20 protein-coding genes and 1 tRNA gene are annotated in these 24,379 nt (G+C 69.3%); 11 read left to right on the forward strand and 10 right to left on the reverse strand.

Annotation, left to right across the window (positions count from 1 at the left end; all coding sequences use genetic code 11):
* The first annotated feature begins 17 nt into the window (after nt 1-17).
* The 10 genes from ACWEFL_RS13155 to ACWEFL_RS13200 all read left to right on the forward strand — a co-directional run bounded on the left by ACWEFL_RS13155 (nt 18) and on the right by ACWEFL_RS13200 (nt 8,860).
* Nucleotides 18-926 (forward strand): phage distal tail protein, encoded by a 909-nt coding sequence (locus ACWEFL_RS13155; protein WP_451711062.1) that lies wholly within the window; start codon nt 18-20, stop codon nt 924-926.
* A 423-nt stretch (nt 927-1,349) separates the two neighbouring features.
* Entirely contained in the window at nt 1,350-2,543 is a 1,194-nt protein-coding gene (locus ACWEFL_RS13160; protein ID WP_451711064.1) for a hypothetical protein, read from the forward strand.
* Between the two features lie 45 nt (nt 2,544-2,588).
* Nucleotides 2,589-3,773, forward strand: a complete 1,185-nt coding sequence (locus ACWEFL_RS13165; RefSeq protein ID WP_451711065.1) for a hypothetical protein — start codon at nt 2,589-2,591, stop codon at nt 3,771-3,773.
* A gap of 42 nt (nt 3,774-3,815) precedes the next feature.
* The gene (locus tag ACWEFL_RS13170) at nt 3,816-4,952 is read left to right on the forward strand and encodes a hypothetical protein (protein ID WP_451711067.1); all 1,137 of its coding nucleotides are present in this window, start codon (nt 3,816-3,818) and stop codon (nt 4,950-4,952) included.
* A 10-nt stretch (nt 4,953-4,962) separates the two neighbouring features.
* Nucleotides 4,963-6,063 carry a hypothetical protein gene (locus ACWEFL_RS13175; RefSeq protein WP_451711069.1) on the forward strand — a complete coding sequence of 367 codons (1,101 nt, stop codon included), beginning with the start codon at nt 4,963-4,965 and terminating at the stop codon, nt 6,061-6,063.
* Nucleotides 6,063-6,779: a hypothetical protein gene (locus ACWEFL_RS13180; protein WP_451711071.1), complete on the forward strand. Its 717-nt coding sequence runs from the start codon at nt 6,063-6,065 to the stop codon at nt 6,777-6,779. Before ACWEFL_RS13175 ends, ACWEFL_RS13180 begins: the two co-directional genes overlap by 1 nt.
* A gap of 22 nt (nt 6,780-6,801) precedes the next feature.
* Entirely contained in the window at nt 6,802-7,185 is a 384-nt protein-coding gene (locus ACWEFL_RS13185; protein WP_451711072.1) for an ATP-binding protein, read from the forward strand.
* Between the two features lie 82 nt (nt 7,186-7,267).
* A complete protein-coding gene (locus ACWEFL_RS13190) occupies nt 7,268-8,233 on the forward strand; it encodes a peptidoglycan-binding protein (protein WP_451711074.1) in 966 nt (321 codons plus the stop codon).
* 134 nt (nt 8,234-8,367) lie between these two features.
* Nucleotides 8,368-8,607, forward strand: coding sequence for a hypothetical protein (locus ACWEFL_RS13195; RefSeq protein WP_451711076.1), 240 nt, complete (start codon nt 8,368-8,370; stop codon nt 8,605-8,607).
* Entirely contained in the window at nt 8,594-8,860 is a 267-nt protein-coding gene (locus ACWEFL_RS13200; RefSeq protein ID WP_451711078.1) for a hypothetical protein, read from the forward strand. Before ACWEFL_RS13195 ends, ACWEFL_RS13200 begins: the two co-directional genes overlap by 14 nt.
* A 79-nt stretch (nt 8,861-8,939) precedes the next feature.
* On the opposite strand, the gene ACWEFL_RS13205 is transcribed toward ACWEFL_RS13200, so the two are convergent.
* The 10 genes from ACWEFL_RS13205 to ACWEFL_RS13250 all read right to left on the reverse strand — a co-directional run bounded on the left by ACWEFL_RS13205 (nt 8,940) and on the right by ACWEFL_RS13250 (nt 22,674).
* Nucleotides 8,940-12,857 (reverse strand): DNA-directed RNA polymerase subunit beta', encoded by a 3,918-nt coding sequence (locus ACWEFL_RS13205; RefSeq protein ID WP_451711079.1) that lies wholly within the window; start codon nt 12,855-12,857, stop codon nt 8,940-8,942.
* 100 nt (nt 12,858-12,957) lie between these two features.
* Nucleotides 12,958-16,440 carry a DNA-directed RNA polymerase subunit beta gene (gene rpoB, locus ACWEFL_RS13210; RefSeq protein WP_451711081.1) on the reverse strand — a complete coding sequence of 1,161 codons (3,483 nt, stop codon included), beginning with the start codon at nt 16,438-16,440 and terminating at the stop codon, nt 12,958-12,960.
* Nucleotides 16,441-17,029: 589 nt separating this feature from the next.
* A complete protein-coding gene (rplL, locus tag ACWEFL_RS13215) occupies nt 17,030-17,413 on the reverse strand; it encodes a 50S ribosomal protein L7/L12 (RefSeq protein ID WP_451711083.1) in 384 nt (127 codons plus the stop codon).
* 108 nt (nt 17,414-17,521) lie between these two features.
* A complete protein-coding gene (gene rplJ, locus ACWEFL_RS13220) occupies nt 17,522-18,052 on the reverse strand; it encodes a 50S ribosomal protein L10 (RefSeq protein WP_451711085.1) in 531 nt (176 codons plus the stop codon).
* A 666-nt stretch (nt 18,053-18,718) separates the two neighbouring features.
* A complete protein-coding gene (locus ACWEFL_RS13225) occupies nt 18,719-19,663 on the reverse strand; it encodes a hypothetical protein (RefSeq protein WP_451711087.1) in 945 nt (314 codons plus the stop codon).
* A 166-nt stretch (nt 19,664-19,829) separates the two neighbouring features.
* The gene (gene rplA, locus ACWEFL_RS13230; RefSeq protein ID WP_451711088.1) at nt 19,830-20,552 is read right to left on the reverse strand and encodes a 50S ribosomal protein L1; all 723 of its coding nucleotides are present in this window, start codon (nt 20,550-20,552) and stop codon (nt 19,830-19,832) included.
* Nucleotides 20,553-20,659: 107 nt separating this feature from the next.
* The gene (gene rplK, locus ACWEFL_RS13235; protein WP_451711089.1) at nt 20,660-21,094 is read right to left on the reverse strand and encodes a 50S ribosomal protein L11; all 435 of its coding nucleotides are present in this window, start codon (nt 21,092-21,094) and stop codon (nt 20,660-20,662) included.
* Nucleotides 21,095-21,260: 166 nt separating this feature from the next.
* On the reverse strand, nt 21,261-22,133 hold the full coding sequence (gene nusG, locus ACWEFL_RS13240) for a transcription termination/antitermination protein NusG (RefSeq protein ID WP_451711091.1): 873 nt from the start codon (nt 22,131-22,133) through the stop codon (nt 21,261-21,263).
* 77 nt (nt 22,134-22,210) lie between these two features.
* On the reverse strand, nt 22,211-22,492 hold the full coding sequence (gene secE, locus ACWEFL_RS13245) for a preprotein translocase subunit SecE (RefSeq protein WP_451711092.1): 282 nt from the start codon (nt 22,490-22,492) through the stop codon (nt 22,211-22,213).
* A gap of 109 nt (nt 22,493-22,601) precedes the next feature.
* Nucleotides 22,602-22,674, reverse strand: a tRNA-Trp gene (locus tag ACWEFL_RS13250).
* Between the two features lie 424 nt (nt 22,675-23,098).
* Between ACWEFL_RS13250 and ACWEFL_RS13255 the strand changes: the two genes are divergently transcribed.
* On the forward strand, nt 23,099-24,325 hold the full coding sequence (locus ACWEFL_RS13255) for a pyridoxal phosphate-dependent aminotransferase (RefSeq protein ID WP_451711094.1): 1,227 nt from the start codon (nt 23,099-23,101) through the stop codon (nt 24,323-24,325).
* The last annotated feature ends 54 nt before the right edge of the window (nt 24,326-24,379 follow it).

Raw genomic sequence — 24,379 nt, forward strand, 5'->3', positions numbered from 1 at the left:
AGTGAGGTGACGGCCCCATGGCCGAGACCACAACCGCATACACCGCCGACCTCGCGCCCGGCTCGCTCATCACCCAGGACGGGCAGATGCAGTGGGCCGGGCTCCTCATCGGCACCGGCACCCCCTTCGCCGTCGACCGGTCCGGGCTGACCGGCTGGGAGGACCTGCCGGAGTACGACTCGTCCGACGCCGAGCGCCCCACCTCGCACGGCGCCTGGCCCGGCGCCCGCTACGCCAAGCCCCGCAAGGTCGGCGGCACGGTGTGGATGACACCGGAGGCCGGGACCGCCCCGGCCGCCGTGTACGCGCTCCGCCAGGCCCTCGCCCTCAGCGACGAGGAGCGCTGGCTCGCGGTGCGGCTGCACGGCGAGGTCCTCGCCGTGCGCGCGCGGGTCAGCCAGCGCGTCGTCCCCGCAGACCGGGTCTTCGCCACGCAGGGCGCGGCGAAGGCGTCCGTGCAGTGGCTGGCGACCGACCCGCGCCGCTATCTGGTCAATGAGCAGTTGGCGACGACCGGGCCCCCGGAGCCGGAGTCGGGCCTCACCTGGCCGCTCACCTGGCCGCTGAACTGGGGCCAGGCGAAGAGCACCGGCGATGTCATGGCCGAGAACACCGGTTCCGCGCCCACCAACCCGGTGATCGTCTTCCGGGGCCCGTGCACGATGCCGACCGTCACCGAGCGGGTCAGCCGCCGCCGTCTGCGGTACGCGATCGACCTCACGGCCGCGGACGTACTGGAGGTGGACACCGGCGCGGGCACCGTCATGCTCAACAACTCGGCGTCCCGCCGCCACACCGCCATGGGGGACTCCAGCCCCGAGGAGCTCTTCGCCTTCGAACCGGGCCGGGCGGAGCTGTCGTTCCGGCCGGACTCGGCGGGCGAGGGCGCGCAGATGACCGTCCGCTGGCGCAGCGCGGAGTGGTAACCCGCAGGCCGGACCGGCCGCGGAGTGGTAGCCCGCGGGCCGGACCGACCGCCGCCCGGCCGCCGACCCGCCGGGACCGCCCCTTGACCCGCCTCCGGGTCCTGCTTCCGGTCCGGCTCGGGTCTGCCTCCGCGTGCGCCGTCCGGCCCGGTTCCGGAACTGCCGTCGCGTCCACCGTCCGGCCCGACTCCGGCTGCCGGCCCGACTAACGGCTTCCGGCTCCCGGCTCCCGAAACGCCGTCGGGCCCACCGTCGGACCTCATCCCCGGACCGGATCGGACCGCACCCACCGCGCCGGCGGCCCGCGGCCACCCACCGCACACCCCCACCGCCCGCCCCGCCCCGCACGCACCGCGCATGCGGCCCGCACCCGAACCGTCGCCCGTCTCCAGCGGGGAAACCCGCACTTCGCAGAGGTGAATCATGACCGTACGCGCCGCATGGCTCCAGCCCACGGGCCAGACCCGTGAGGACACCCGCATCACCCTGTCCACACTGCTCACCCCCAGCGGGCAGGACGCGACCGACCCCCCGCTCCGCTCGCGGGCGGGCATCGTGCCGGGCGGCTTCGCCCTGTCCGGCGCCGCCGGCATGCAGTGCTCCATCGGCCCCGGCCGGGCCGTCGTCCAGGGACTGCAGACCGACCAAGGCGCCTATATGGTCGCCGTCACCGCGCCGCAGCTCCTGACCTTCGCCGACGGCGACCCGCTGCACGGCCGGATCGACCTGGTGGAACTGGTCGTGCGGGACGACGACTACGAGCAGTCCGGCGTGAGCGCGGCGCAGGTGCGGCTGGTCCAGGGGACCGCCTCGGCCACTCCGAGCCCCCCTACGAGCGGCCCGGGCAGCTCGATCCCGCTCTACCACGTCTCCGTACCGGCCGGCACCTCCGCCGGCACCGGTGGCATCGCCTGGCTGACGGCGGCGGTCACCGCCCTGCACTATCCAATGGTGGCGCTCGGCGGCATCACGCCCAGCGGCGGCTTCAACGGAGCGTACGCGGGCCAGTACCGGGACAGTTCCACCGTCCTCCAGCGCTGGAGCGGCACGTCCTGGGTCTCGTACTCCAAGGCGATCGGCGGGATCGTCCCCAACGGGACGCTCACGGTCGGGAACTACACGGGCCAGTACCGGGATTCCGGCGGTTTCCTGGAGCGCTGGGACGGCTCGGCCTGGGTACATGTCGAGGGTCGCGCGAAGGTGCTGTTCAGCGTCTCGCAGACGGCGATGCAGACCGTCGGCAGCGGCCCCTGGACCCCCATGCAGCTCAACTCCGTCGACGTGGACGACTCCGGCGGCTGGAACGGCACCGATACCTACACCGTGCCGCGGACCGGCTGGTGGCGGGTCTCCGCCCACATCGCCTGGATCGGCGACTCGCCCAACGGCTCGCGCGGAGCCCGTGTGCTGATCAACGGGATCGGCCTGCCCCGCGGCACCTGGCTGACACTCGCCGGCACCAGCTCGGCGATCGTCGTCGGCGGGCAGTGCCTGGTCAGGCTCACCGCGGGCAACACCCTCCAGCTCGCCGGATCCCAGAACTCCACGGTCAGCCTCCGGACGCTCGGCGGCTCCGGCTACTACAGCAACCTCTCGGCCGAGTGGATCAGGTCCTGACGACCTGCTCCCCATCGCCCTCCCCTCTTCGAACGGAGACCGCAGATGAACCTGCGCAGCAGCTGGCTGGCCGAGACCGGCCAGACCCGTGAGGACACCCGTCTCACCCAGATCGGCGCGACGACCCCGCAGAACACCCTGGAGTCCCGGTCGGGCATCCTGCCCGGCTCGTACGACGGACTGGCGCGGCTCGCCGGCTTCTGGCTGGAGGGCACCGCGCCGATGACGGCGAACCTCCACGGAGGGCGGGCCGTGATCCAGGGCCAGGCCGGCCAGGGCGTCTATCCGGTGGCGCTGACCGCGACCCAGAGCCTCGTCTTCGCCGACGGGGACGCCCAGGGCGAGCGGATCGACCTGGTGGTCGTCAAGATCTACGACAATCTGTACGACGGTTCCACCCGCCACGAGGCCGTCGCGGAGATCGTCCGGGGCGTCGCCGGGCCCAGCCCCACGCCGCCCGCCGTGCCCCCGCTGAGTCTCCCGCTCTACCAGGTGAGGGTCCCGGCGAACGCCAGTGCGGGCAGCGGCGGAATCACCTGGAACACTCAGGTCACCGACCTGCGGACCCCGGTCGTCGCCATCGGTGGCATCCTCCCGGTCCACGGCGACAGCCGCCCGGGCTCCTTCCCGGGCCAGTACCAGGACTCGGGCGGCACCCTTCAGCGCTGGGACGGCTCGGCCTGGGTCCCGTATCCGTACGCGCTCGGCGGGATCGCCCCGGCGGGCGCGATCACCACCGCGAGCTACACGGGCCAGTACCGCGACTCCACCGGGGGCCAGCTCCAGCGGTGGAACGGCGCCGCCTGGGCGCCGGCCGTGCCGGGACCGTATTTCAACGACTCCCTGGACGCCGGGTACACCACGTCGACGACGTACACGCCGACGCTGGTGGAGAGGACGGTCAACCCGCTCTCGGTCACCTTCACCGCCCCGCCGTCCCGCGCCGTGCTGGTCACCTTCGGAGCCGCGATGCAGACCGCGGCGAGCACCACCGCGTCCGCCTACATGAGCCTGCGGGGCACTCAAGGCACGACCGCGGTCCGGGAGCCGAGCGACGATCTGTCGGTGGTCTACGCGGGGCCGCTCTCGGCGTCGGTGTCCACCACCATGCGGTGGCACAGCCTGACCCCGGGCCTCTCGTACACCCTGACCGCCTACCACCGGTGCACCATCAACACGGTCAGAGCCTGGTACGACGGCGCGTTCATCCGCGTCGACCCGCAGGCGTGAGCCGCCCCCGACCCATCCCACCACCGCACCAGGAGTGAACCCATGACGCTCCACTCCGGCTGGCTCGCCCCCACCGGACAGACCCGGCAGGCCACGCGCCACACCGCGTTCGGCGGTACGACACCGGCGGGCCCGATCCAGTCGCGCTCCGGAATCCTGCCGGGCGCGGACGACGGCACCCGTCGGCTCGCCGGGCTGTCGTTGAGCGGGCTGAGCCCGATGACCGCCAACGTCTCCGCCGGCCGGGCCGTCGTCCAGGGCCCCGCGCTCCAAGGCGCCTACCCGGCGGCGCTCGACCAGGGCACGGCGATCTCCTTCACCGACGGGGACTCCGCGAACCCCCGGATCGACCTGGTCGTCCTGCGCGTGTACGACAGCGAGTTCGACGGCTCGCAGCGCACCGAGGCGGCCATCGAGATCGTCCCCGGCACCCCGTCACCCACACCGGTGCGCCCGGCCGTACCGGCTCTCGCGCTCGCCCTGTACGCCGTCCGTATTCCGGCCGGCACCTCCGCCGGCACCGGGGGCGTCGACTGGGCCACGGCCGTCACCGATCTCCGCACCGCGGTCGTCGCCGTCGGCGGCATCCTGCCCGTACACGGCGGTACGGCGGTGGCCGGCGCGTACCCCGGCCAGTACCAGGACACCGACGGCTCGTCACAGCTCCAGCGCTGGAACGGCACCGCCTGGATCCCGTACCCGAAGGAGACCGGCGGCATCGCGCCCGCCGGCGCGATCAGCACCGCGAGCTACACCGGCCAGTACCGGGACACCCCCGGAGGGCAGCTGCAGCGCTGGAACGGCACCGCCTGGGTGAACTACCAGCCGCCGGTCGAGGTGGAGACCACGACCACCGGCGCGACCGCGCTGACGGAGTGGGCGCTGGTCTCCTTCGACGCCCGTCGCACCCGCGGAATCTGCACCCTGACCCTCCTGTTCGCACGGACCGGCCCCAACATCCCCGTACCGAGCCACGGCAACATCACCGACGAGCAGGTGTGCACCCTCCCCGCCGGCTGGCGCCCCGCCTTCGACGTCGAAGCCCCTGCCTGCGACGGATACGGCTCGGGCGGCGCGACCATCGCGCCCAGCGGGCTGGTCAGGCTGCGCACCTGGACCGGCAACGGGGAGCTGAGGACCGACCGGCAAGTGCGCATGACCGCCACCTTCGTCCAGTGAGGGCCGCTCCATGACTCTGAACACGCCCTACCGGGCGATCTTCTGCGATGTCCTCACCGACCAGACGATCGACATCCTGCCCCTGCGGGACGTCCAGATCGACGACTACATCGGCAAGCCCGGCTCCCTGTCGGGCACCGTCCCCATCCCCGACGCGGCCATCGCCGACCGCGTCCACCGCGTCGAGGAGGGCCGCACCGCGGTCTATCTGGAACGCGGCGGCGACCTGTGGTGGGGCGGAATCATCTGGACGAGCACCCTGCAGAGCAGCGAACGCGGGGTACTGACCCTGGGCATCCAGGCCGCCACCTTCGACTCGTACGCCGGGCGACGCCGTATCCGCGAGAACCTGTCGTACACGGCACAGGACCAACTGGAGCTGGCCCGGGAGCTGTGGCGCAAGCTTCAGTCGACCAGCGGCGGCGACATCCGGGTCCGGTACGGACAGGAGACGTCCCAGGTCCCGCGGACCATCTCGTGGCGGGACGGCGACGAGACCTCCTTCGCCGACGCCATGGACCAACTCGCCACCATGGACAACGGGTTCGAACACCACATCGCCGTCTACCGCGACCCCGCCACCGGGGAGCGGGTGCGGCGGCTACGGCTCGGCAGCCCCCGTATCCGCACCGGCTCCACCGACCTGATCCTGGACCGGCCCGGCACGATCCTGTCGTACTCCTTCCCGCGCGACGCGACCCGCGGCGGCACCACCGCCCGCACCCGCGGCGCTTCCGTCAACAGCAACCAGGCGGCCGAGTCGCGGCCGCTGGTCTCGACCGAGATCGTCGCCGACGATCTGATCGCCGGCGGCTGGCCCCGCGTGGACCTGTCGGCGGACCACAACGAGGTGAGCAGCGTCGAGACCCTGAACTCGCTGGCCAGGGCCGAACTGGCGCAGGCCCGCGGCGCGGTGGTGATCCCCGAGATCGCGATCCGCCTCGACGGTGTGGTGCCGCCCGCGCTGCTCGGCCGCACCGCCCGGATCCGGATCACCGACGAATGGCACCCCCAGGGCCTCGACGCCCGCTACCGCGTCATCGGCGTGAAGGTGAGCCCCTCGCAGCGGGGCCGCCCCGACACGGCGGAACTGTATCTGGAGGAAACCTGATGCCACAGCTGCCCGAGGACATCATCGACCGGATCACCGCCATGGAGCGCCGGATCCAGCAGTTGTCCACCGCGGTCAACAGCCGCCCCGCGCTCAACAAGATCAGCGGGGGTGCGGTCGAGATCACGGACGGCGGCTCGCTGGCCGTCCGCGCGCCGGGCGGCACCGCCGTCTTCCAGGTGGGCTCGTGGAGCGGAAACGAGTACGGCGTGGCCCTGCGCCGCCAGACCGGCGAGAACGCGCTCACGCTGTTCAACGGCAACGGCTCGGGCACGTCCACGCAGGTACTGCGGCTGCTCGACTCGCGAGGCAAGGAGATCTTCTCCGACGACATCAACGCCGGCGGGATCGCCCGTCCCTGGCTCGCACTGCTGCCGCCGCAGGACGTCCGCTCCACCAACTGGCTCCAGACGACCGCCACCAACTGGTCCACCATCGGCCACTGCGAAAATCCGATCTGGCAGCCGAAGATGCGACTGCAGGTGGGGACGCGCAGAGACACCGGCTCCGCGGGCGAGATACGGGTGTTGCTCAACGGCGTCCAGTGGGGGCCCGTGGTCGCCGCGCCGGGCACCTTCGACCACACCGGCCCGGTCGCCGCCGACATGGCCGTCGCCCTCGGCACCATGATGAAGATCGAGATCCAGGGCCATGTCACCAGCGCCACCGGCACGGTCTACGCCCAGCCCCTCGCCATCTACGGCACCCAGAGCTGACGACTACCCGAAGGAGAAGACCGTGATCATCGATCCGACCCAGCCCTGGGGCGTGGCCATCGACTACGCGGGCCGCGCCACCATCACCGAGGGCGGCCACACCGTCAACATCCGCGTGTACGACAACTCCCTCGATCTCGTTCTGCGGCCGGACCCCATGACCGGCAACTACCCGTCGGTCTATGTGACCGCCAGCATCATGGAGGACGGGGCGGCGGGCATCAGCCTGCACGGCCACGGCGATGTGATAGTGAACCCGCAGAGTCCCAACCCGAACCCCGTCCCCGTCCCGCCCAACCACACCGCCGTGCCGACGGCCGTCGCCGCCGCGCTGACCGACTTCGAGACCCGCCGGGCCGCCTACGCCGCGCTCTGCGCCACCTGGGCGCCCCCCGGCAACCCCTGAGCCCACCGCCCGACCCGTACACTCCGCCCCGCGCCAGGCCCGTCGCCGGCCGGGGCTCTCGCATGTTCGGAGGCAACCTTCCATGGCCACCCCACTCACCGCGGACCGGCTGCTCGCCGCGCTGCGGGCCGAAGGCGTCACCGTGGTCGAACACCGCGGCTGGCGCGGCCACCACCGCAACAGCGCGGGCCCCTGGGGCCCCGTCAACGGCGTCATGATCCACCACACCGTGACCACCGGCACCGCCGCCTCCGTGGAACTCTGCTTCAACGGATACGCCGGACTGCCCGGCCCCCTCTGCCACGGAGTGATCGCCAAGGACGGCACCGTCCACCTCGTCGGCGACGGCCGCGCCAACCACGCCGGCGGCGGCGACCCCGCCGTGCTGAAGCAGGTGTCGGACGAGAGCTACGGCGACCGCCCCACCCCCTCACGCAAGCACCAGGGCAGCCCCGGGGCGGTCGACGGCAACGCCCGCTTCTACGGATTCGAGTGCGTCAACCTCGGCGACGGGGCCGACCCCTGGCCCACCGCCCAGCTCGACGCCGTCGAACGCGCCTCCGCGGCCCTGTGCAGGGCCCACCGGTGGAGCGCCAGAAGCGTCATCGGGCACCTCGAATGGTCCGACTGGAAGAGCGACCCCCGCGGCTTCGCCATGCCCGACATGAGGCAGCGCATCGCGCGCCGCCTCGCACGGAAACCCGACGGAAAACCCCCGGCCGCCAAACCCCCCGCCGCCAAGCCTCCGGCCAAACCCCCGGCCGCCAAACCCCCAGCCACACCGCCGGGCACCCCGCGCCACCAGCCCTTCCCCGGCACGGCCTTCTTCACCGGCCGCCCCAGCTCGCCGATCGTCACGGCGATGGGGCGGCGGCTGATCGCCGAGGGCTGCTCCGCGTACACGGTCGGCCCCAGCCCGCGCTGGAGCGAGGCGGACCGGCGTTCCTACGCCAAGTGGCAGCGGAAGCTCGGCTTCAGCGGCTCCGACGCGGACGGCTGGCCGGGCCGCGCCTCCTGGAACGCCCTGAAGGTCCCCTACACCGAGTGAGTCCCCGTGAGAACCCACAGCCCGCCGAGCCCCACCGAGCCCACGGCTCTCATGGAACCCGGCAGAACCCGGCAGCACCCGCAGACGCCGCAAGAACTGGCAGCACCCCACAACACCCGCGAAAGGAGCCGGACATGTCCGAAGCCGCCAGGCGCACAGCCCGTACCGTCCTTCAGACCGCCGTCGGCATCGCCGTCGCCCTGCCCGCCCTCATGGACGCGTCCGGACTGCCCGCCACGCTCCCCTGGGTCGCGGGGGCCCTGGCCGTCGCGGGCGGACTGACCCGGATCATGGCCCTGGAGGCCGTACAGCGGCTACTGCCGTCCTGGCTCCGCACCGACGCGCCCCGAGGAGCCGCCGATGAGCGAGCCTGACCCGCCCGCAGGTCCGGTCAGCGTCGCCATCGAGCTGGAGCGGCTGCGCGGCACGCTGGAGGCCGGGTTCGCCCGCGTCGACGGCGCGCTCGCCCTGCTCGTCCAGCGCAGCGACCAGACCGACAAACAGCTCGCCGACATGGAGTCCCGGCTGGACTCCCTGGAACGCTCCCGCTGGCCGCTGGCCAGCATCGCCGCGCTCACCGCCGGCGTCGGCACGGTCCTCGCGGTCTGGGAGCTGGCCGGCCGGTGAGACGCCGGAAGGCGGCCACCCCGTACGGAACGGGGTGGCCGCCTTCAGCGGACGTACGCCTTACTGGTTGTACGGCGCCTTACTGGTTGTACGGACCGTAGTCGTAGTCCTCCAGCGGAACGGCCTGGCCGGAGCCGGTGCCGAACGGCGAGTAGTCGATGTCGTCGTAGCCGACGGCCGAGTACATCGCGGCCTTGGCCTCCTCGGTGGGCTCCACCCGGATGTTGCGGTAGCGGGAGAGACCCGTACCGGCCGGGATGAGCTTACCGATGATGACGTTCTCCTTGAGGCCGATCAGGGAGTCCGACTTGGCGTTGATCGCCGCGTCGGTCAGGACCCTGGTCGTCTCCTGGAAGGACGCCGCCGACAGCCACGACTCGGTGGCCAGCGATGCCTTGGTGATACCCATCAGCTGCGGACGGCCGGAGGCGGGGTGACCGCCCTCGGTGACCACACGACGGTTCTCGGTCTCGAACTTCGAGCGCTCGACCAGCTCGCCCGGCAGCAGCTCCGCGTCGCCGGACTCGATGATCGTCACCCGGCGCAGCATCTGCCGGATGATGATCTCGATGTGCTTGTCGTGGATCGACACACCCTGCGAGTTGTAGACCTTCTGGACCTCGCCGACCAGGTGGACCTGGACGGCCCGCTGGCCGAGGATGCGCAGCACGTCGTGCGGGTTGGTGGCGCCGAACGTCAGCGCCTGTCCCACCTCGACGTGGTCGCCCTCGCGCACCAGGACCTTGGCACGCTTCGAGATCGGGAACGCCGTCTCGTCGCTGCCGTCGTCCGGGGTGACGACGATCTTCTTGGTCTTCTCGGTCTCCTCGATACGGACGCGGCCGGCCGCCTCCGAGATCGGGGCGACACCCTTGGGCGTACGCGCCTCGAACAGCTCGACGACACGCGGCAGACCCTGGGTGATGTCGTCACCGGCCACACCACCGGTGTGGAAGGTACGCATCGTCAGCTGGGTGCCGGGCTCACCGATGGACTGGGCGGCGATGATGCCGACCGCCTCACCGATGTCGACCAGCTTGCCGGTGGCGAGCGAACGGCCGTAGCAGTACGCACAGGTGCCGACCGCGGACTCACAGGTCAGGACCGAGCGGGTCTTGACCTCCTCCACACCGGCCGCGACGAGCGCGTCGATGAGCACGTCACCGAGGTCGACGTTGGCGGGAGCGATGACCTTGCCCTCGACGACGACGTCCTCGGCGAGCATCCGCGCGTACACCGACGTCTCGACGTCGTCGGTCTTGCGGAGGCGGCCCTCGGAGTCCTTCTGGGCGATCCGCAGCTTGAGGCCGCGGTCGGTGCCGCAGTCCTCCTCGCGGATGATGACGTCCTGCGAGACGTCCACCAGACGACGGGTCAGGTAACCCGAGTCGGCGGTACGCAGGGCGGTGTCGGCCAGACCCTTACGGGCGCCGTGCGTGGAGATGAAGTACTCCAGCACGGACAGGCCCTCACGGAAGGACGCCTTGATGGGACGGGGGATCGTCTCGTTCTTGGCGTTGGACACCAGACCACGCATACCGGCGATCTGACGCATCTGCATCATGTTTCCGCGAGCGCCCGAGTTCACCATCATGAAGATGGGGTTGGTCTTCGGGAAGTTCGCGTTCATCGCCTCGGCGACCTCGTTGGTCGCGCGGGTCCAGTTGTCGATCAGCTCGTTCGTGCGCTCCTGCTTGGTGATCAGACCGCGCTCGTACTGCTTCTGGATCTTCTCGTCCTTGGCCTCGTACGAGGCGACGATCTCCTTCTTCGCCTCGGGGACGACCACGTCCGAGATGGCGACGGTGACGCCGGAACGGGTGGCCCAGTAGAAGCCCGCCGCCTTCAGGTTGTCGAGCGTCGCCGCCACGATGACCTTGGGGTAGCGCTCGGCGAGGTCGTTGACGATCTCGGAGAGCTGCTTCTTGCCGACGGAGTAGTCGACGAAGGGGTAGTCCTCGGGCAGCAGCTCGTTGAAGAGCGCGCGGCCCAGCGTCGTACGGAGCCGGAAGGTGTCGCCCTGCTGCCAGGAGCCGTTGAGGCCCTCGGCGGCGGAGCCGTCCTCGGCCGGCGGAGGCGTCCAGCCGCGCGGCGGGATGGTGCCCACCGGGAAGCGGATGTCGATCTTGGCCTGGAGGGACAGCTCACGGGCGTCGAACGCCATGATCGCCTCGGCGGTGGAGCCGAAGGACCGGCCCTCGCCGCGCACCTCGCGCTCCTCCTCGTCCGTGGTGAGGAAGAAGAGGCCCAGCACCATGTCCTGCGTGGGCATGGTGACGGGACGGCCGTCGGCCGGCTTGAGGATGTTGTTCGAGGACAGCATCAGGATGCGGGCCTCGGCCTGCGCCTCCGCGGAGAGCGGCAGGTGGACGGCCATCTGGTCACCGTCGAAGTCCGCGTTGAACGCGGTGCAGACGAGCGGGTGGATCTGGATGGCCTTGCCCTCGACGAGCTGGGGCTCGAACGCCTGGATGCCAAGGCGGTGCAGCGTGGGCGCACGGTTCAGCAGCACCGGGTGCTCGGCGATGACCTCTTCGAGGACGTCGTACACCACGGTGCGGCCGCGCTCGACCATGCGCTTGGCCGACTTGATGTTCTGCGCGTGGTTCAGGTCCACCAGGCGCTTCATCACGAACGGCTTGAACAGCTCCAGCGCCATCGCCTTCGGCAGACCGCACTGGTGCAGCTTGAGCTGCGGGCCGACGACGATGACGGAACGCGCGGAGTAGTCCACACGCTTGCCGAGCAGGTTCTGGCGGAACCGGCCCTGCTTGCCCTTGAGCATGTCGCTCAGGGACTTCAGCGGGCGGTTGCCGGGACCGGTGACGGGACGGCCGCGGCGGCCGTTGTCGAAGAGCGCGTCGACGGCCTCCTGGAGCATCCGCTTCTCGTTGTTCACGATGATCTCGGGCGCGCCGAGGTCGAGAAGCCGCTTGAGGCGGTTGTTCCGGTTGATGACGCGGCGGTACAGGTCGTTCAGGTCGGAGGTGGCGAAGCGGCCACCGTCGAGCTGCACCATCGGACGGAGGTCCGGCGGGATGACCGGTACGCAGTCCAGCACCATGCCCTTGGGGCTGTTGCTGGTCTGCAGGAACGCGGAGACGACCTTGAGGCGCTTGAGCGCGCGGGTCTTCTTCTGGCCCTTGCCGGTACGGATGATCTCGCGGAGGCGCTCGGCCTCCTCGTTGAGGTCGAAGGACTCCAGGCGCTTCTGCAGCGCGGCGGCGCCCATCGAGCCGTCGAAGTAGGTGCCGAAGCGGTCGCGCAGCTCGCGGTAGAGCAGCTCGTCGCCCTCCAGGTCCTGGACCTTGAGGTTCTTGAAGCGGTTCCACACCTCGTCGAGACGGTCGATCTCGCGCTGGGCGCGGTCGCGCAGCTGCTTCATCTCGCGGTCGGCGCCCTCGCGCACCTTGCGGCGCACATCCGCCTTGGCGCCCTCGGCCTCCAGCTCGGCCAGATCGGTCTCGAGCTTCTTGGCACGGGCCTCGACATCGGCGTCGCGGCGGTTCTCGACCTGCTGGCGCTCGACGGAGACATGGGCCTCCAGCGACGGAAGGTCGCGCGTACGGCGCTCCTCGTCCACGAACGTGATCATGTACGCGGCGAAGTAGATGACCTTCTCCAGGTCCTTCGGCGCGAGGTCCAGGAGGTAGCCCAGGCGTGAGGGAACGCCCTTGAAGTACCAGATGTGGGTGACGGGAGCGGCCAGCTCGATGTGGCCCATCCGCTCGCGGCGCACCTTGGCGCGGGTGACCTCGACGCCACAGCGCTCACAGATGATGCCCTTGAAGCGGACGCGCTTGTACTTGCCGCAGTAGCACTCCCAGTCCCGGGTGGGGCCGAAGATCTTCTCGCAGAAGAGTCCGTCCTTCTCGGGCTTCAGGGTGCGGTAGTTGATGGTCTCGGGCTTCTTGACTTCGCCGTGGGACCACTGGCGGATGTCGTCAGCGGTCGCAAGGCCGATCCGAAGCTCGTCGAAGAAGTTGACGTCGAGCACTATGCGTCAATCCCTCTCAGGGTTGTGTCTCAAAGTGGTCTGTACGGGGTCCGGGGCTGCGGCCGGGACCGCTCTCGCGAGACGGTCCCGGCCGGACCCGTCAGACCTCTTCGACGCTGCTCGGCTCGCGCCGGGACAGGTCGATGCCGAGCTCTTCCGCAGCGCGGAAGACATCCTCGTCGGTGTCGCGCATCTCGATGGACATGCCGTCCGAGGACAGCACCTCCACGTTGAGGCACAGGGACTGCATCTCCTTGATGAGCACCTTGAAGGACTCGGGGATGCCGGGCTCGGGGATGTTCTCGCCCTTGACGATGGCCTCGTAGACCTTCACGCGGCCGGTGACGTCGTCGGACTTGATGGTCAGCAGCTCCTGGAGGGCGTAGGCGGCGCCGTATGCCTCCAGCGCCCACACCTCCATCTCACCGAAGCGCTGGCCACCGAACTGGGCCTTACCACCCAGCGGCTGCTGGGTGATCATCGAGTACGGACCGGTCGACCGGGCGTGCAGCTTGTCGTCGACCAGGTGGTGGAGCTTGAGGATGTACATGTACCCGATCGAGATCGGGTCCGGGAACGGCTCACCGGAGCGGCCGTCGAACATCCGGGCCTTGCCGGACGGGAGGACCATCCGGTCGCCGTCGCGGTTGGGGATCGTGGACTCGAAGAGTCCGGCGATCTCGTCCTCGCGGGCGCCGTCGAAGACGGGGGTGGCGACGTTGGTGTTCGGCCGGACGTCGTCCGCGCCGATCGACTTCAGCCGCTCCATCCACTCCTCGTTGCCCTCGACCTTCCAGCCTTGGCTGGCGAGCCAGCCGAGGTGGATTTCGAGGACCTGTCCCGGGTTCATCCGGGAGGGGACGCCCAGCGGGTTGAGGATGATGTCGACCGGGGTGCCGTCCTCCAGGAACGGCATGTCCTCGATCGGCAGGATCTTGGAGATGACGCCCTTGTTGCCGTGACGGCCGGCGAGCTTGTCACCATCGGTGATCTTGCGCTTCTGGGCCACGTACACCCGGACCAGCTGGTTGACGCCGGGCGGGAGCTCGTCGCCTTCCTCGCGGTCGAAGACGCGTACGCCGATGACCTTGCCGGTCTCGCCGTGCGGCACCTTCAGCGAGGTGTCACGGACCTCACGCGCCTTCTCGCCGAAGATCGCGCGGAGCAGGCGCTCCTCCGGGGTCAGCTCGGTCTCACCCTTGGGGGTGACCTTGCCGACCAGGATGTCGCCGGCGATGACCTCGGCGCCGATGCGGATGATGCCGCGCTCGTCGAGGTCGGCGAGGACCTCCTCGGAGACGTTCGGGATGTCCCGGGTGATCTCCTCGGGGCCGAGCTTGGTGTCACGGGCGTCGACCTCGTGCTCCTCGATGTGGATCGAGGAGAGGACGTCGTCCTGCACGAGGCGCTGCGACAGGATGATCGCGTCCTCGTAGTTGTGGCCCTCCCACGGCATGAACGCCACGAGCAGGTTCTTGCCGAGCGCCATCTCGCCCTGCTCGGTGGCCGGGCCGTCGGCGAGGACCTGGGCCTCGATGACCCGGTCGCCCTCGGAGACGATGACCTTCTGGTTGACCGAGGTGCCCTGGTTGGAGCGGGAGAACTTGGCCACCCGGTAGGTGGTGTAGGTGCCGTCGTCGTTGGCGACGGTGATGTAGTCCGCGGAGACCTCCTGGACCACACCGTCCTTCTCCGCCTTGATGACGTCACCGGCGTCGACCGCGCAGCGGTACTCCATGCCGGTGCCGACCAGCGGCGCCTCGGCCGTGATCAGCGGAACGGCCTGGCGCATCATGTTCGCGCCCATGAGGGCGCGGTTGGCGTCGTCGTGCTCCAGGAACGGGATCATGGCGGTCGCGACCGACACCATCTGGCGCGGCGAGACGTCCATGTAGTCCACGTCCGTGCCGGGCACGTAGTCGACCTCGCCGCCACGGCGGCGGACCAGGACGCGGTTCTCGGCGAACCGCATGTCGTCGGTGAGCGCGGCGTTCGCCTGCGCGATGACGAAGCGGTCCTCCTCGTCGGCGGTCAGGTAGTCGACCTCGTCGGTGACCTGGCCGTCGACGACCTTGCGGTACGGCGTCTCGATGAAGCCGAACGCGTTGACGCGGCCGTACGAGGCGAGCGAGCCGATCAGACCGATGTTCGGGCCTTCCGGCGTCTCGATCGGACACATGCGGCCGTAGTGCGACGGGTGCACGTCACGGACCTCGAAGCCGGCCCGCTCACGGGAGAGACCACCCGGGCCCAGCGCGTTGAGACGGCGCTTGTGCGTCAGGCCGGAGAGCGGGTTGTTCTGGTCCATGAACTGCGACAGCTGGCTGGTGCCGAAGAACTCCTTGATGGAGGCGACGACCGGCCGGATGTTGATCAGGGTCTGCGGCGTGATCGCCTCGACGTCCTGGGTGGTCATGCGCTCGCGCACGACGCGCTCCATACGGGCGAGACCCGTACGGACCTGGTTCTGGATCAGCTCGCCGACGTTGCGGATACGGCGGTTGCCGAAGTGGTCGATGTCGTCGGTCTCGACCATGATCGAGCGGCCGGACTCGCCGACCGTCTCGGTCTCACCGGCGTGCAGCTTCACCAGGTACTTGATCGTCGCGATGACGTCGTCCGTGGTGAGGACACCGGCGTCCAGCGGCTCGTCCGCGCCCAGCTTCTTGTTGACCTTGTAGCGGCCGACCTTGGCCAGGTCGTAGCGCTTGGGGTTGAAGTACAGGTTCTCCAGCAGCGTCTGCGCGGCCTCACGCGTGGGCGGCTCGCCCGGGCGCAGCTTGCGGTAGATGTCGAGCAGCGCGTCGTCCTGGCCCTGGGTGTGGTCCTTCTCCAGGGTGGCGCGCATGGACTCGTACTCGCCGAACTCCTGGAGGATCTGCTCGGTCGTCCAGCCGAGGGCCTTGAGGAGGACGGTCACGGACTGCTTGCGCTTGCGGTCGATGCGGACACCGACCATGTCGCGCTTGTCGATCTCCATCTCCAGCCAGGCGCCCCGAGACGGGATGATCTTGGCCGTGAAGATGTCCTTGTCGGACGTCTTGTCGATGCTGGAGTCGAAGTAGACACCCGGCGAACGCACCAGCTGGGACACCACGACGCGCTCGGTGCCGTTGATGACGAAGGTGCCCTTGTTGGTCATGAGCGGGAAGTCGCCCATGAAGACCGTCTGGGACTTGATCTCGCCGGTCTCGTTGTTGGTGAACTCGGCGGTGACGAAGAGCGGGGCGGCGTACGTGAAGTCGCGCTCCTTGCACTCGTCGATCGAGTTCTTCGGAGGCTCGAAACGGTGGTCGCGGAAAGTCAGCGACATCGACCCGCTGAAGTCCTCGATCGGGGAGATCTCCTCGAAGATCTCCTCCAGACCGGACTTCGTGGGGACGTCCTGTCCGCTGTCCAGAGCCGCCTCGACACGAGCCTTCCACGCGGCATTGCCGAGCAGCCAGTCGAAGCTCTCGGTCTGGAGCGCGAGGAGGTTCGGAACCTCAAGGGGCTCTTTGATCTTTGCAAAGGAGATGCGCAGCGGGGCGGTGCTGGCGCCGTTGTTCGTATTCGCGGTCGAGGCGTTGCGCGAGGCGGCCAAGAGGGGGTCCTTCCGAGGGCTCGGACTCACTACGCGCGTACCGGTCCCAAGCCAGGCACAGGGACGGAAATCCCAGGTCAGGGATTGCTCGGTCCACGATGCTCATGCGAGGGGATGCCCCTGGTGACGGGCAGGAGGCAGTTAACAGGCAGCGCAAAGGGTCAGTGTAGCCACTTGGCACACTGATGTCCAGTGCGGGCTTTCGAGACCCTCGCTGCCCTCGTTGTTCTCAACTCCGCGACACCCTCGCGCCGTGAGGCGCACATCGATACTGCCCATTCGGTCGCCGATCCATGCCTCGGATTCGGATCGTTGTGACGACGCGTCCTGAGAATTGCGCGCTACGTGCGGTTCGTCAAGGCCCCCTGCCCCGAACTGGCTGCTGAGATCGTCACTGACCAGGCATTGAGGCCCACGAGGCGCACGGCGATGATCACCATACTCGTCGGCCGCCAAAGCGCAACGCGGCCCTCGCGGAGCGCCGAAGGGCGACCACCCGGATGGGTGATCGCCCTTGGCTGGGTCTCGTCCACGGCCCCTGGGGGCCGGGTGAGAGGAGTCTCACAGAATCACGGTGAGACTCGTGGGGTCACTTGACCTCGACGGACGCGCCCGCGGCCTTGAGGGACTCGGCGGCCTTCTCGGCGGCCTCCTTGGCGACCTTCTCGAGGACCGGCTTCGGGGTGCCGTCGACGAGGTCCTTGGCCTCCTTCAGACCCAGGGAGGTCAGCTCGCGCACGACCTTGATGACCTGGATCTTCTTCTCGCCGGCGCCGGTGAGGATGACGTCGAACTCGTCCTGCTCCTCGACGGCCTCGGCGGCGGGGGCACCCGGGCCACCGGCGGCGACGGCGACCGGCGCGGCGGCCGTGACGTCGAACTTCTCCTCGAACGCCTTCACGAACTCGGAGAGCTCGATGAGGGTCATCTCCTCGAACTGGGCGAGCAGGTCGACCTGGCTGAGCTTCGCCATGATGGGCGATCCTTCCACTGAATCGGCTGGTGCCGGATGTATGTGACGGCGGGCGTGCGGCCCGCTGCGACTCAGCGCGCCGGGCGCTGGGTCAATGCGCGAGCCGAATTACTCGGCACCGCCCTGCTCGGCCTTCTTGGCACGAAGCGCCTCCGCGGTGCGGACGAACTTCGAGGGAAGCGCCTGGAAGAGCGCGGCAGCCTGGGACTGCTTGCCCTTCATGGCGCCCGCCAGCTTGGCGAGCAGAACCTCGCGGGACTCGAGGTCCGCGAGCTTCTTGATCTCATCGGCGGACAGCGCCTTGCCATCAAGGACACCGCCCTTGATGATCAGGCTCGGGTTGTCCTTGGCGAAGTCACGAAGACCCTTCGCCGACTCCACCGGGTCACCGGTGACGAAGGCGACCGCCGTCGGACCCGTGAACAGGTCGTCGAGCGCGTTGATCCCGGCCTCGTTGGCCGCGATCTTGGTCAGCGTGTTCTTCACCACGGCGTACTGGGCGTTCGCACCGAGGGAACGGCGCAGCTCCTTGAGCTGCGCCACGGTGAGACCCCGGTACTCGGTCAGCACGGCGGCGTTCGAGCTGCGGAACTGGTCCGTCAGCTCGGCTACCGCGGCAGCCTTGTCGGGCCTTGCCATGGGCGTCGGCCTCCTTCCGGGTGATGAGGACCGCGCGGACCCGAAGGAGGAGGCTGGACAGACGAAACGCCCCGGCGCGGGCGCACGGGGCGTAGCTCAACCGGAAACACGTCCGGGAGCTTTCCACAGTCACCTGCGCAGGTCGTCCGCGACTAGCGGTTCCTTCGGCCGCCGCATCCTCTTGCGAGCACGCGGCAACAACCAGCGGTCTTTGGCTTCCGGGGAAGCGTACGGGAGGGGGCACCGATCAGGCAAATCGCCCCCGCGGCCCTCCACGGGGGGCGCGAGCCGCTCCATGGGCGCCTGGGCCGTGTCCGACGCGCCCTGTGCGGCCTCGCGACGCCCCGCTACGCGCATTCGCCGCGTGGCCGGGCCCCATCCACGTACGCGGGCGGGCCGGGCCCGTCCACGTACGCGTGCGGTACGAGACCGGCCCTTCGCCTCGCGACCCCGCGCACCCGGACTCCACGGGCCCCCGGCCCGCGGGTGGACGACGCCACTCGCCGGAACGACCGGGGGCCCTGTATCGCGGCTCCGGGTCTCGCGCACCGGCCGCCGCCCGTCGCGGGGTGGCCCCACCCCGTCTCACGGGCGGGGCCACGGCACCCGCGACGGGGCCCGGCACCGGGCCCCGTCTTCGTCCGGGGGGCGGGGCCAACGGGTGGCTTACGCGGCCGGCTGGCCGGTCTCCTTCTGGAGGCCCTTCAAGATCTCCGCGAGATCGAAGGTGTCCTTCGCGGGCGGTGCCTGGACCGTCGCCTTCGCCCCGTAGTCGGAGTAGTCGGACACGACCGACACCTTGCCCTCGGGGCTGGCGAGGCCCAGGTTCATCCGCACCGGATAGCCGTCGTCGTTGACCCAGACCTCGGTGTCGTACCCCTTGAGGCCGGACTTCTTCATCTCGTCGAGCAGTTCCTTGCGCTCCTTGTCGCTGATGACCCCCTGCGACCCCTCCGCCGCGATCACCTCGTCGAGCGTCAGGGTGCCCTTGTAGTGCTGGGTCTCGACGCCGTCGATCTTCTCGGGGCCGATGTGCTTGAGATTCTTCGATTCGAGCATGATCGCCAGCTGCTGGGCCGGATCCTGGTTCATGTTCTCCAGGCCGCCGGTCAGCCGCTTCTGCAGCGCCTTGTCCCCGGACGCCTCGGCGAGGGCGCCGACGTCGAACGTCATCCAGCGCTTGCCGTCCATCTCCTTGGCGGCCTCGGCGCCCATGTCCATGTACAAGACGTTGTCGGCCCACAGCATGCGGATCTGCTCGGGCATGTCCGTGCCCGTGCCCGCGCCGACCTGAAGCCCGGACGTATTCATCGTCATGTCCATCACCGTGGGATCCCAGCCGATGACGCCGGACATCTCCATGGTCCCGCCGCCCTCCGCGGACGCGGGCATGGTCATCTTCATCCGGACCTTCGCCGACTTCGCCTCGGAGGTCTTCTTGAACGCGGCCGTGAGAGCCTGCGTCGCCTTCTCGCCGGACTGGAGGACGCTCCCCGCGGCCTTCTTCTCACCACCCCCGTCCCCGTCTCCGCTCTGACATGCCGCCGCGCCGGCCATCACGGCCAGAGCCGTCAGCGAAACGCCCGCGCGCCTCCATACGGACTTGGACATACCCCACCCCTTGTTTTCCTTCAGTGAACCCTTGAACCGTAACCCAGACGTATGACAGCGGGCTCACAGAAAAACCGGCCCCCGTACCTCCTGAGAGGCGCGGGGGCCGGTTCCGGTCCATCGAAACCCGCGGCGGGTCCGTGCGAACCCGCGGCTGCCGTCCGGATCAGACGGCGGCCGGGTCCTCCTCGACGAGGAGGTTGCGGGTGCGGTTGGAGTCCAGCGGAATGCCGGGGCCCATCGTCGTCGTCAGGGTCGCCTTCTTGATGTAGCGGCCCTTCGCGGCGGACGGCTTCAGACGGAGGATCTCCTCCAGCGCCGCCGCGTAGTTCTCGACCAGCTTCGTGTCGTCGAAGGAGACCTTGCCGATGATGAAGTGCAGGTTCGAGTGCTTGTCGACGCGGAACTCGATCTTGCCGCCCTTGATGTCGGTCACGGCCTTGGTGACATCGGGGGTGACGGTGCCGGTCTTCGGGTTGGGCATCAGACCACGCGGACCGAGGACCCGGCCGAGGCGGCCGACCTTGCCCATGAGGTCGGGGGTGGCGACGACGGCGTCGAAGTCCAGCCGGCCCTTCGACACCTCGTCGATGAGCTCGTCGGCGCCGACGATGTCGGCGCCCGCGGCACGCGCGGCCTCGGCACGGTCACCGGTCGCGAAGACCAGGACCCGGGCGGTCTTACCGGTGCCGTGCGGAAGGTTCACGGTGCCACGGACCATCTGGTCCGCCTTGCGCGGGTCGACGCCCAGGCGCAGGGCGACCTCGACGGTGCCGTCGAACTTGCTGGCGGAGGTGTCCTTGGCGAGGCGGACGGCTTCGAGCGGGGCGTACAGGCGCTCCCGGTCGATCTTGGCGTCCGCAGCGCGGAGATTCTTGCTGCGCTTCACTTCTGCTCCTGCGTTGGTTCAGGTGTGGAGTTGTGGTGCGGACCAGCGCGTGGTCCTGCCACAGGGGCCGGGCGGGGCCGTCGGCCCTCGCCCCGATCGCTCGGGCGTCAGCCCTCGACCGTGATGCCCATGGAACGGGCGGTGCCGGCGATGATCTTCTCGGCGGCGTCCAGGTCGTTGGCGTTCAGGTCGGGCATCTTGGTGGTGGCGATGTCGCGGACCTGGTCGCGCGTGAGCTTGGCGACCTTCGTCTTGTGCGGCTCGCCGGAGCCCTTCTCCACGCCCGCGGCCTTGAGGATCAGCTTGGCGGCCGGCGGAGTCTTGGTGACGAAGGTGAAGGAACGGTCCTCGTAGACCGTGATCTCCACCGGCACGACCATGCCACGCTGCGACTCGGTCGCGGCGTTGTAAGCCTTGCAGAACTCCATGATGTTGACGCCGTGCTGACCCAGGGCGGGGCCGACCGGCGGAGCCGGGTTGGCCGCGCCGGCCTGGATCTGGAGCTTGATAAGCCCCGTGACCTTCTTCTTCTTGGGAGGCATTGCTCTCTCCGGGTCCTAGTGAGAGTTTTCAGCGCTCCAGCCGGTCATCCGGATGGAGGCATACCGCACAACGATAACGGGTATAGGTGTGCGCTTAAAAACCGACAGGTCAGAACAGCCACAAGGGCGGTTCTGACCTGGCCGGAAGTAGATGCCCGCGGGCGGGTCAGTTCTTCTGGATCTGGTCGAAGCTCAGCTCGACCGGGGTCTCCCGGCCGAAGATCTCGACCAGGCCCTTGACCTTCTTCGAGTCGGCGTTGATCTCGTTGATCGTCGCCTGGAGGGTGGCGAACGGGCCGTCCGTGACGGTGACCGAGTCGCCGACCTCGAAGTCCAGCACCTGGACCTCGACCTTACGGGCCGGAACCGGCTTGCCCTCGGCCTCGGCGGCCTCGCGCGCGGCCTTCTCCTCCGCCTCCGGGGCGAGCATCTTGACGATCTCGTCCAGGGTCAGCGGGTACGGGTCGTACGCGTTGCCCACGAAGCCGGTGACACCGGGGGTGTTGCGGACGACGCCCCAGGACTCGTTGGTGAGGTCCATGCGAACCAGGACGTAACCGGGAAGCTTGTTCTGGCGGACGTTCTTGCGCTCGCCGTTCTTGATCTGGACGATCTCTTCCTCGGGCACTTCGGCCTGGTAGATGAACTCCTCGACGTTCAGCGAGACGGCACGCTGTTCGAGGTTCGCCTTCACGCGCTTCTCGTACCCGGCGTAGGTGTGGATGACGTACCACTCACCGGGCAGGAGGCGCAGTTCCTCGCGGAGCGCGGCGACCGGGTCGACCGGAGCCTCGGGCTCGGCGTCGCCCTCGGCGGCGTCGGCAGCCTCGGCGGCGTCGTTGTCGGACGCGGCATCCGTGTCGTCCTCGATGTGGAGCGCGGCCTCCTCGGCCGGCTCGCCGGCCGCGGCGTCAGCAGCTTCAGCCTCGTCCTCGTCGGCCGCCTCAACGATGTCGAGCTCGTCCTCGGCGGACTCGGCGGCGGCCTCGAAGCTCTCGTCGCCTGGCTCAACAGTCTCGTTCAGGTTCGCGTCAGACACGGTGGCTGCTTCTTCCTGGATACAGATGGGTGGAACATGCGAAAGGGACGCCGCCGCGGCCGACGCCCTCCGCGGGATCAGCCGAAGACGTACTTGACGGCTTCCTGGAACCCATAGTCAATCACGGTCACCAGACCGATCATGATGACGACGAAGACAATGACCACCACGGTGTAGGTCGTCAGCTGGTTCCTCGTGGGCCAGACGACCTTGCGAAGCTCCGCGATGATCTGCCGGTAGAAGAGCGCGAGGCGGCCCAGAGGGCCCTTCTTACCGCGCTTGCCGCCCTTGCGGGACTTCTTCTGCGGTGCTTCGTCCTCGGCATCAGGCATGTCGATGGAGCCCACGGCGTCCGTCACGTGTTTTCACCTGATTCCCGGGTCGTGGCCATGCCGCGCCCGGTGGAGCCGCACGGCGATTCATTGAATATACGTACATGCGCACACATCCTGGCGATGGTGTGTGTAGCAGGGCCGGAGGGACTTGAACCCCCAACCGCTGGTTTTGGAGACCAGTGCTCTACCAATTGAGCTACGACCCTTTGTGGCGTCCCCAACCTACCGCATCCGGGGACGCGGTCGGCGAGGGGCCGACGACGAGTGAGTGTACGTGGTCGTGGGCCCGGCGTCGAACAGATAGCTCCGCAGCGGCTCTTGTCCACTCCGGAGAGTGGCACCGGTTCCGTTTTCCCCGCCCGCGCCCCCGTCTGCCCTCTTCACACTCTCCCTCCCGATGCCCCGGCAGCCCCTGGTGCCCCAGCTGCCCCGGCGGCTCCCCCACTCCTCCTCACTCCTCCTCCTCGCTTCGGCCGTCCGTCCGTCGTCCGGCTCCGGGTCGTCGCTCCGCGTCGCTTCCGCGCACGATCCCGCCCGTGCCGGCGTCGCTTGTGTCGTCTCCGTCGCCACTTCTGTCCGGGAGGCGAAACGCGTGTGCCGGGCACGATTGGCGTCTGGGACCATGGACGCATGAGCGCTGCAACCCCACCCACCGAGCGCCGGGTCTCCGCGCGTATCGGCGCGATCTCCGAGTCCGCGACCCTCGCCGTCGACGCCAAGGCCAAGGCCCTCAAGGCCGCGGGGCGTCCGGTGATCGGTTTCGGCGCGGGCGAACCGGACTTCCCGACACCCGACTACATCGTCGAGGCCGCGGTCGAAGCCTGCCGCAACCCCAAGTACCACCGGTACACCCCGGCCGGCGGCCTGCCCGAGCTCAAGAAGGCCATCGCGCAGAAGACGCTGCGGGACTCCGGCTACGAGGTCGACCCCGCGCAGGTGCTGGTCACCAATGGCGGAAAGCAGGCGATCTACGAGGCGTTCGCGGCGATCCTGGATCCGGGCGACGAGGTCATCGTCCCCGCCCCGTACTGGACGACCTACCCCGAGTCGATCCGGCTCGCGGGCGGCGTCCCGGTCGACGTCGTGGCCGATGAGACGACCGGCTACCGGGTCTCCGTCGAGCAACTGGAAGCCGCGCGCACCGAGCGTACGAAGGTCGTGCTCTTCGTCTCCCCCTCCAACCCGACGGGCGCGGTCTACAGCCGTGAGGACACCGAGGCGATCGGCCGCTGGGCCGTCGAGCACGGTCTGTGGGTGCTGACGGACGAGATCTACGAGCACCTCGTCTACGGCGACGCCGTGTTCACCTCGCTCCCGGCGGTCGTCCCCGAGGTGCGCGACAAGTGCGTCGTCGTCAACGGCGTGGCCAAGACGTACGCCATGACCGGCTGGCGCGTCGGGTGGGTCGTCGGTCCCAAGGACGTCGTCAAGGCCGCGACGAACCTCCAGTCGCACGCCACGTCGAACGTCTCCAACGTCGCGCAGGTCGCGGCGCTGGCCGCGGTGTCCGGGGACCTGGAAGCGGTCGCCGAGATGCGGGCCGCCTTCGACCGCCGCCGCCGGACGATCGTGCGCATGCTCAACGAGATCGACGGTGTGGTGTGCCCCGAGCCCGAGGGCGCGTTCTACGTCTACCCGTCGGTGAAGGCCCTCCTGGGCAAGGAGATCCGCGGGCAGCGCCCGAAGACGTCCGTGGAGCTGGCCGCGCTGATCCTGGACGAGGTCGAGGTGGCGGTCGTACCGGGCGAGGCGTTCGGTACGCCGGGCTATCTGCGGCTGTCGTACGCGCTGGGCGACGAGGACCTGGTGGAGGGCGTCTCGCGGATCCAGAAGGTGCTGTCGGAGGCCACCGACTGAGCACGCCGTACGCGCGCGGGCAGCGGCCACGGCCGGCGACGGCCGGGGTCCTGC

The organism is Streptomyces sp. NPDC004838 (assembly GCF_053600955.1).

What these genes read in the sequence shown, in the direction of transcription:
- ACWEFL_RS13155 (WP_451711062.1), top strand. Translation starts at nt 18, where the DNA reads ATGGCCGAGACCACAACCGCATACACCGCCGACCTCGCGCCCGGCTCG.
- ACWEFL_RS13160 (WP_451711064.1), top strand. Translation starts at nt 1,350, where the DNA reads ATGACCGTACGCGCCGCATGGCTCCAGCCCACGGGCCAGACCCGTGAG.
- ACWEFL_RS13165 (WP_451711065.1), top strand. Translation starts at nt 2,589, where the DNA reads ATGAACCTGCGCAGCAGCTGGCTGGCCGAGACCGGCCAGACCCGTGAG.
- ACWEFL_RS13170 (WP_451711067.1), top strand. Translation starts at nt 3,816, where the DNA reads ATGACGCTCCACTCCGGCTGGCTCGCCCCCACCGGACAGACCCGGCAG.
- ACWEFL_RS13175 (WP_451711069.1), top strand. Translation starts at nt 4,963, where the DNA reads ATGACTCTGAACACGCCCTACCGGGCGATCTTCTGCGATGTCCTCACC.
- ACWEFL_RS13180 (WP_451711071.1), top strand. Translation starts at nt 6,063, where the DNA reads ATGCCACAGCTGCCCGAGGACATCATCGACCGGATCACCGCCATGGAG.
- ACWEFL_RS13190 (WP_451711074.1), top strand. Translation starts at nt 7,268, where the DNA reads ATGGCCACCCCACTCACCGCGGACCGGCTGCTCGCCGCGCTGCGGGCC.
- ACWEFL_RS13195 (WP_451711076.1), top strand. Translation starts at nt 8,368, where the DNA reads ATGTCCGAAGCCGCCAGGCGCACAGCCCGTACCGTCCTTCAGACCGCC.
- ACWEFL_RS13200 (WP_451711078.1), top strand. Translation starts at nt 8,594, where the DNA reads ATGAGCGAGCCTGACCCGCCCGCAGGTCCGGTCAGCGTCGCCATCGAG.
- rplL (WP_451711083.1), bottom strand. Translation starts at nt 17,413, where the DNA reads ATGGCGAAGCTCAGCCAGGTCGACCTGCTCGCCCAGTTCGAGGAGATG.
- rplJ (WP_451711085.1), bottom strand. Translation starts at nt 18,052, where the DNA reads ATGGCAAGGCCCGACAAGGCTGCCGCGGTAGCCGAGCTGACGGACCAG.
- ACWEFL_RS13225 (WP_451711087.1), bottom strand. Translation starts at nt 19,663, where the DNA reads ATGTCCAAGTCCGTATGGAGGCGCGCGGGCGTTTCGCTGACGGCTCTG.
- rplK (WP_451711089.1), bottom strand. Translation starts at nt 21,094, where the DNA reads ATGCCTCCCAAGAAGAAGAAGGTCACGGGGCTTATCAAGCTCCAGATC.
- ACWEFL_RS13255 (WP_451711094.1), top strand. Translation starts at nt 23,099, where the DNA reads ATGAGCGCTGCAACCCCACCCACCGAGCGCCGGGTCTCCGCGCGTATC.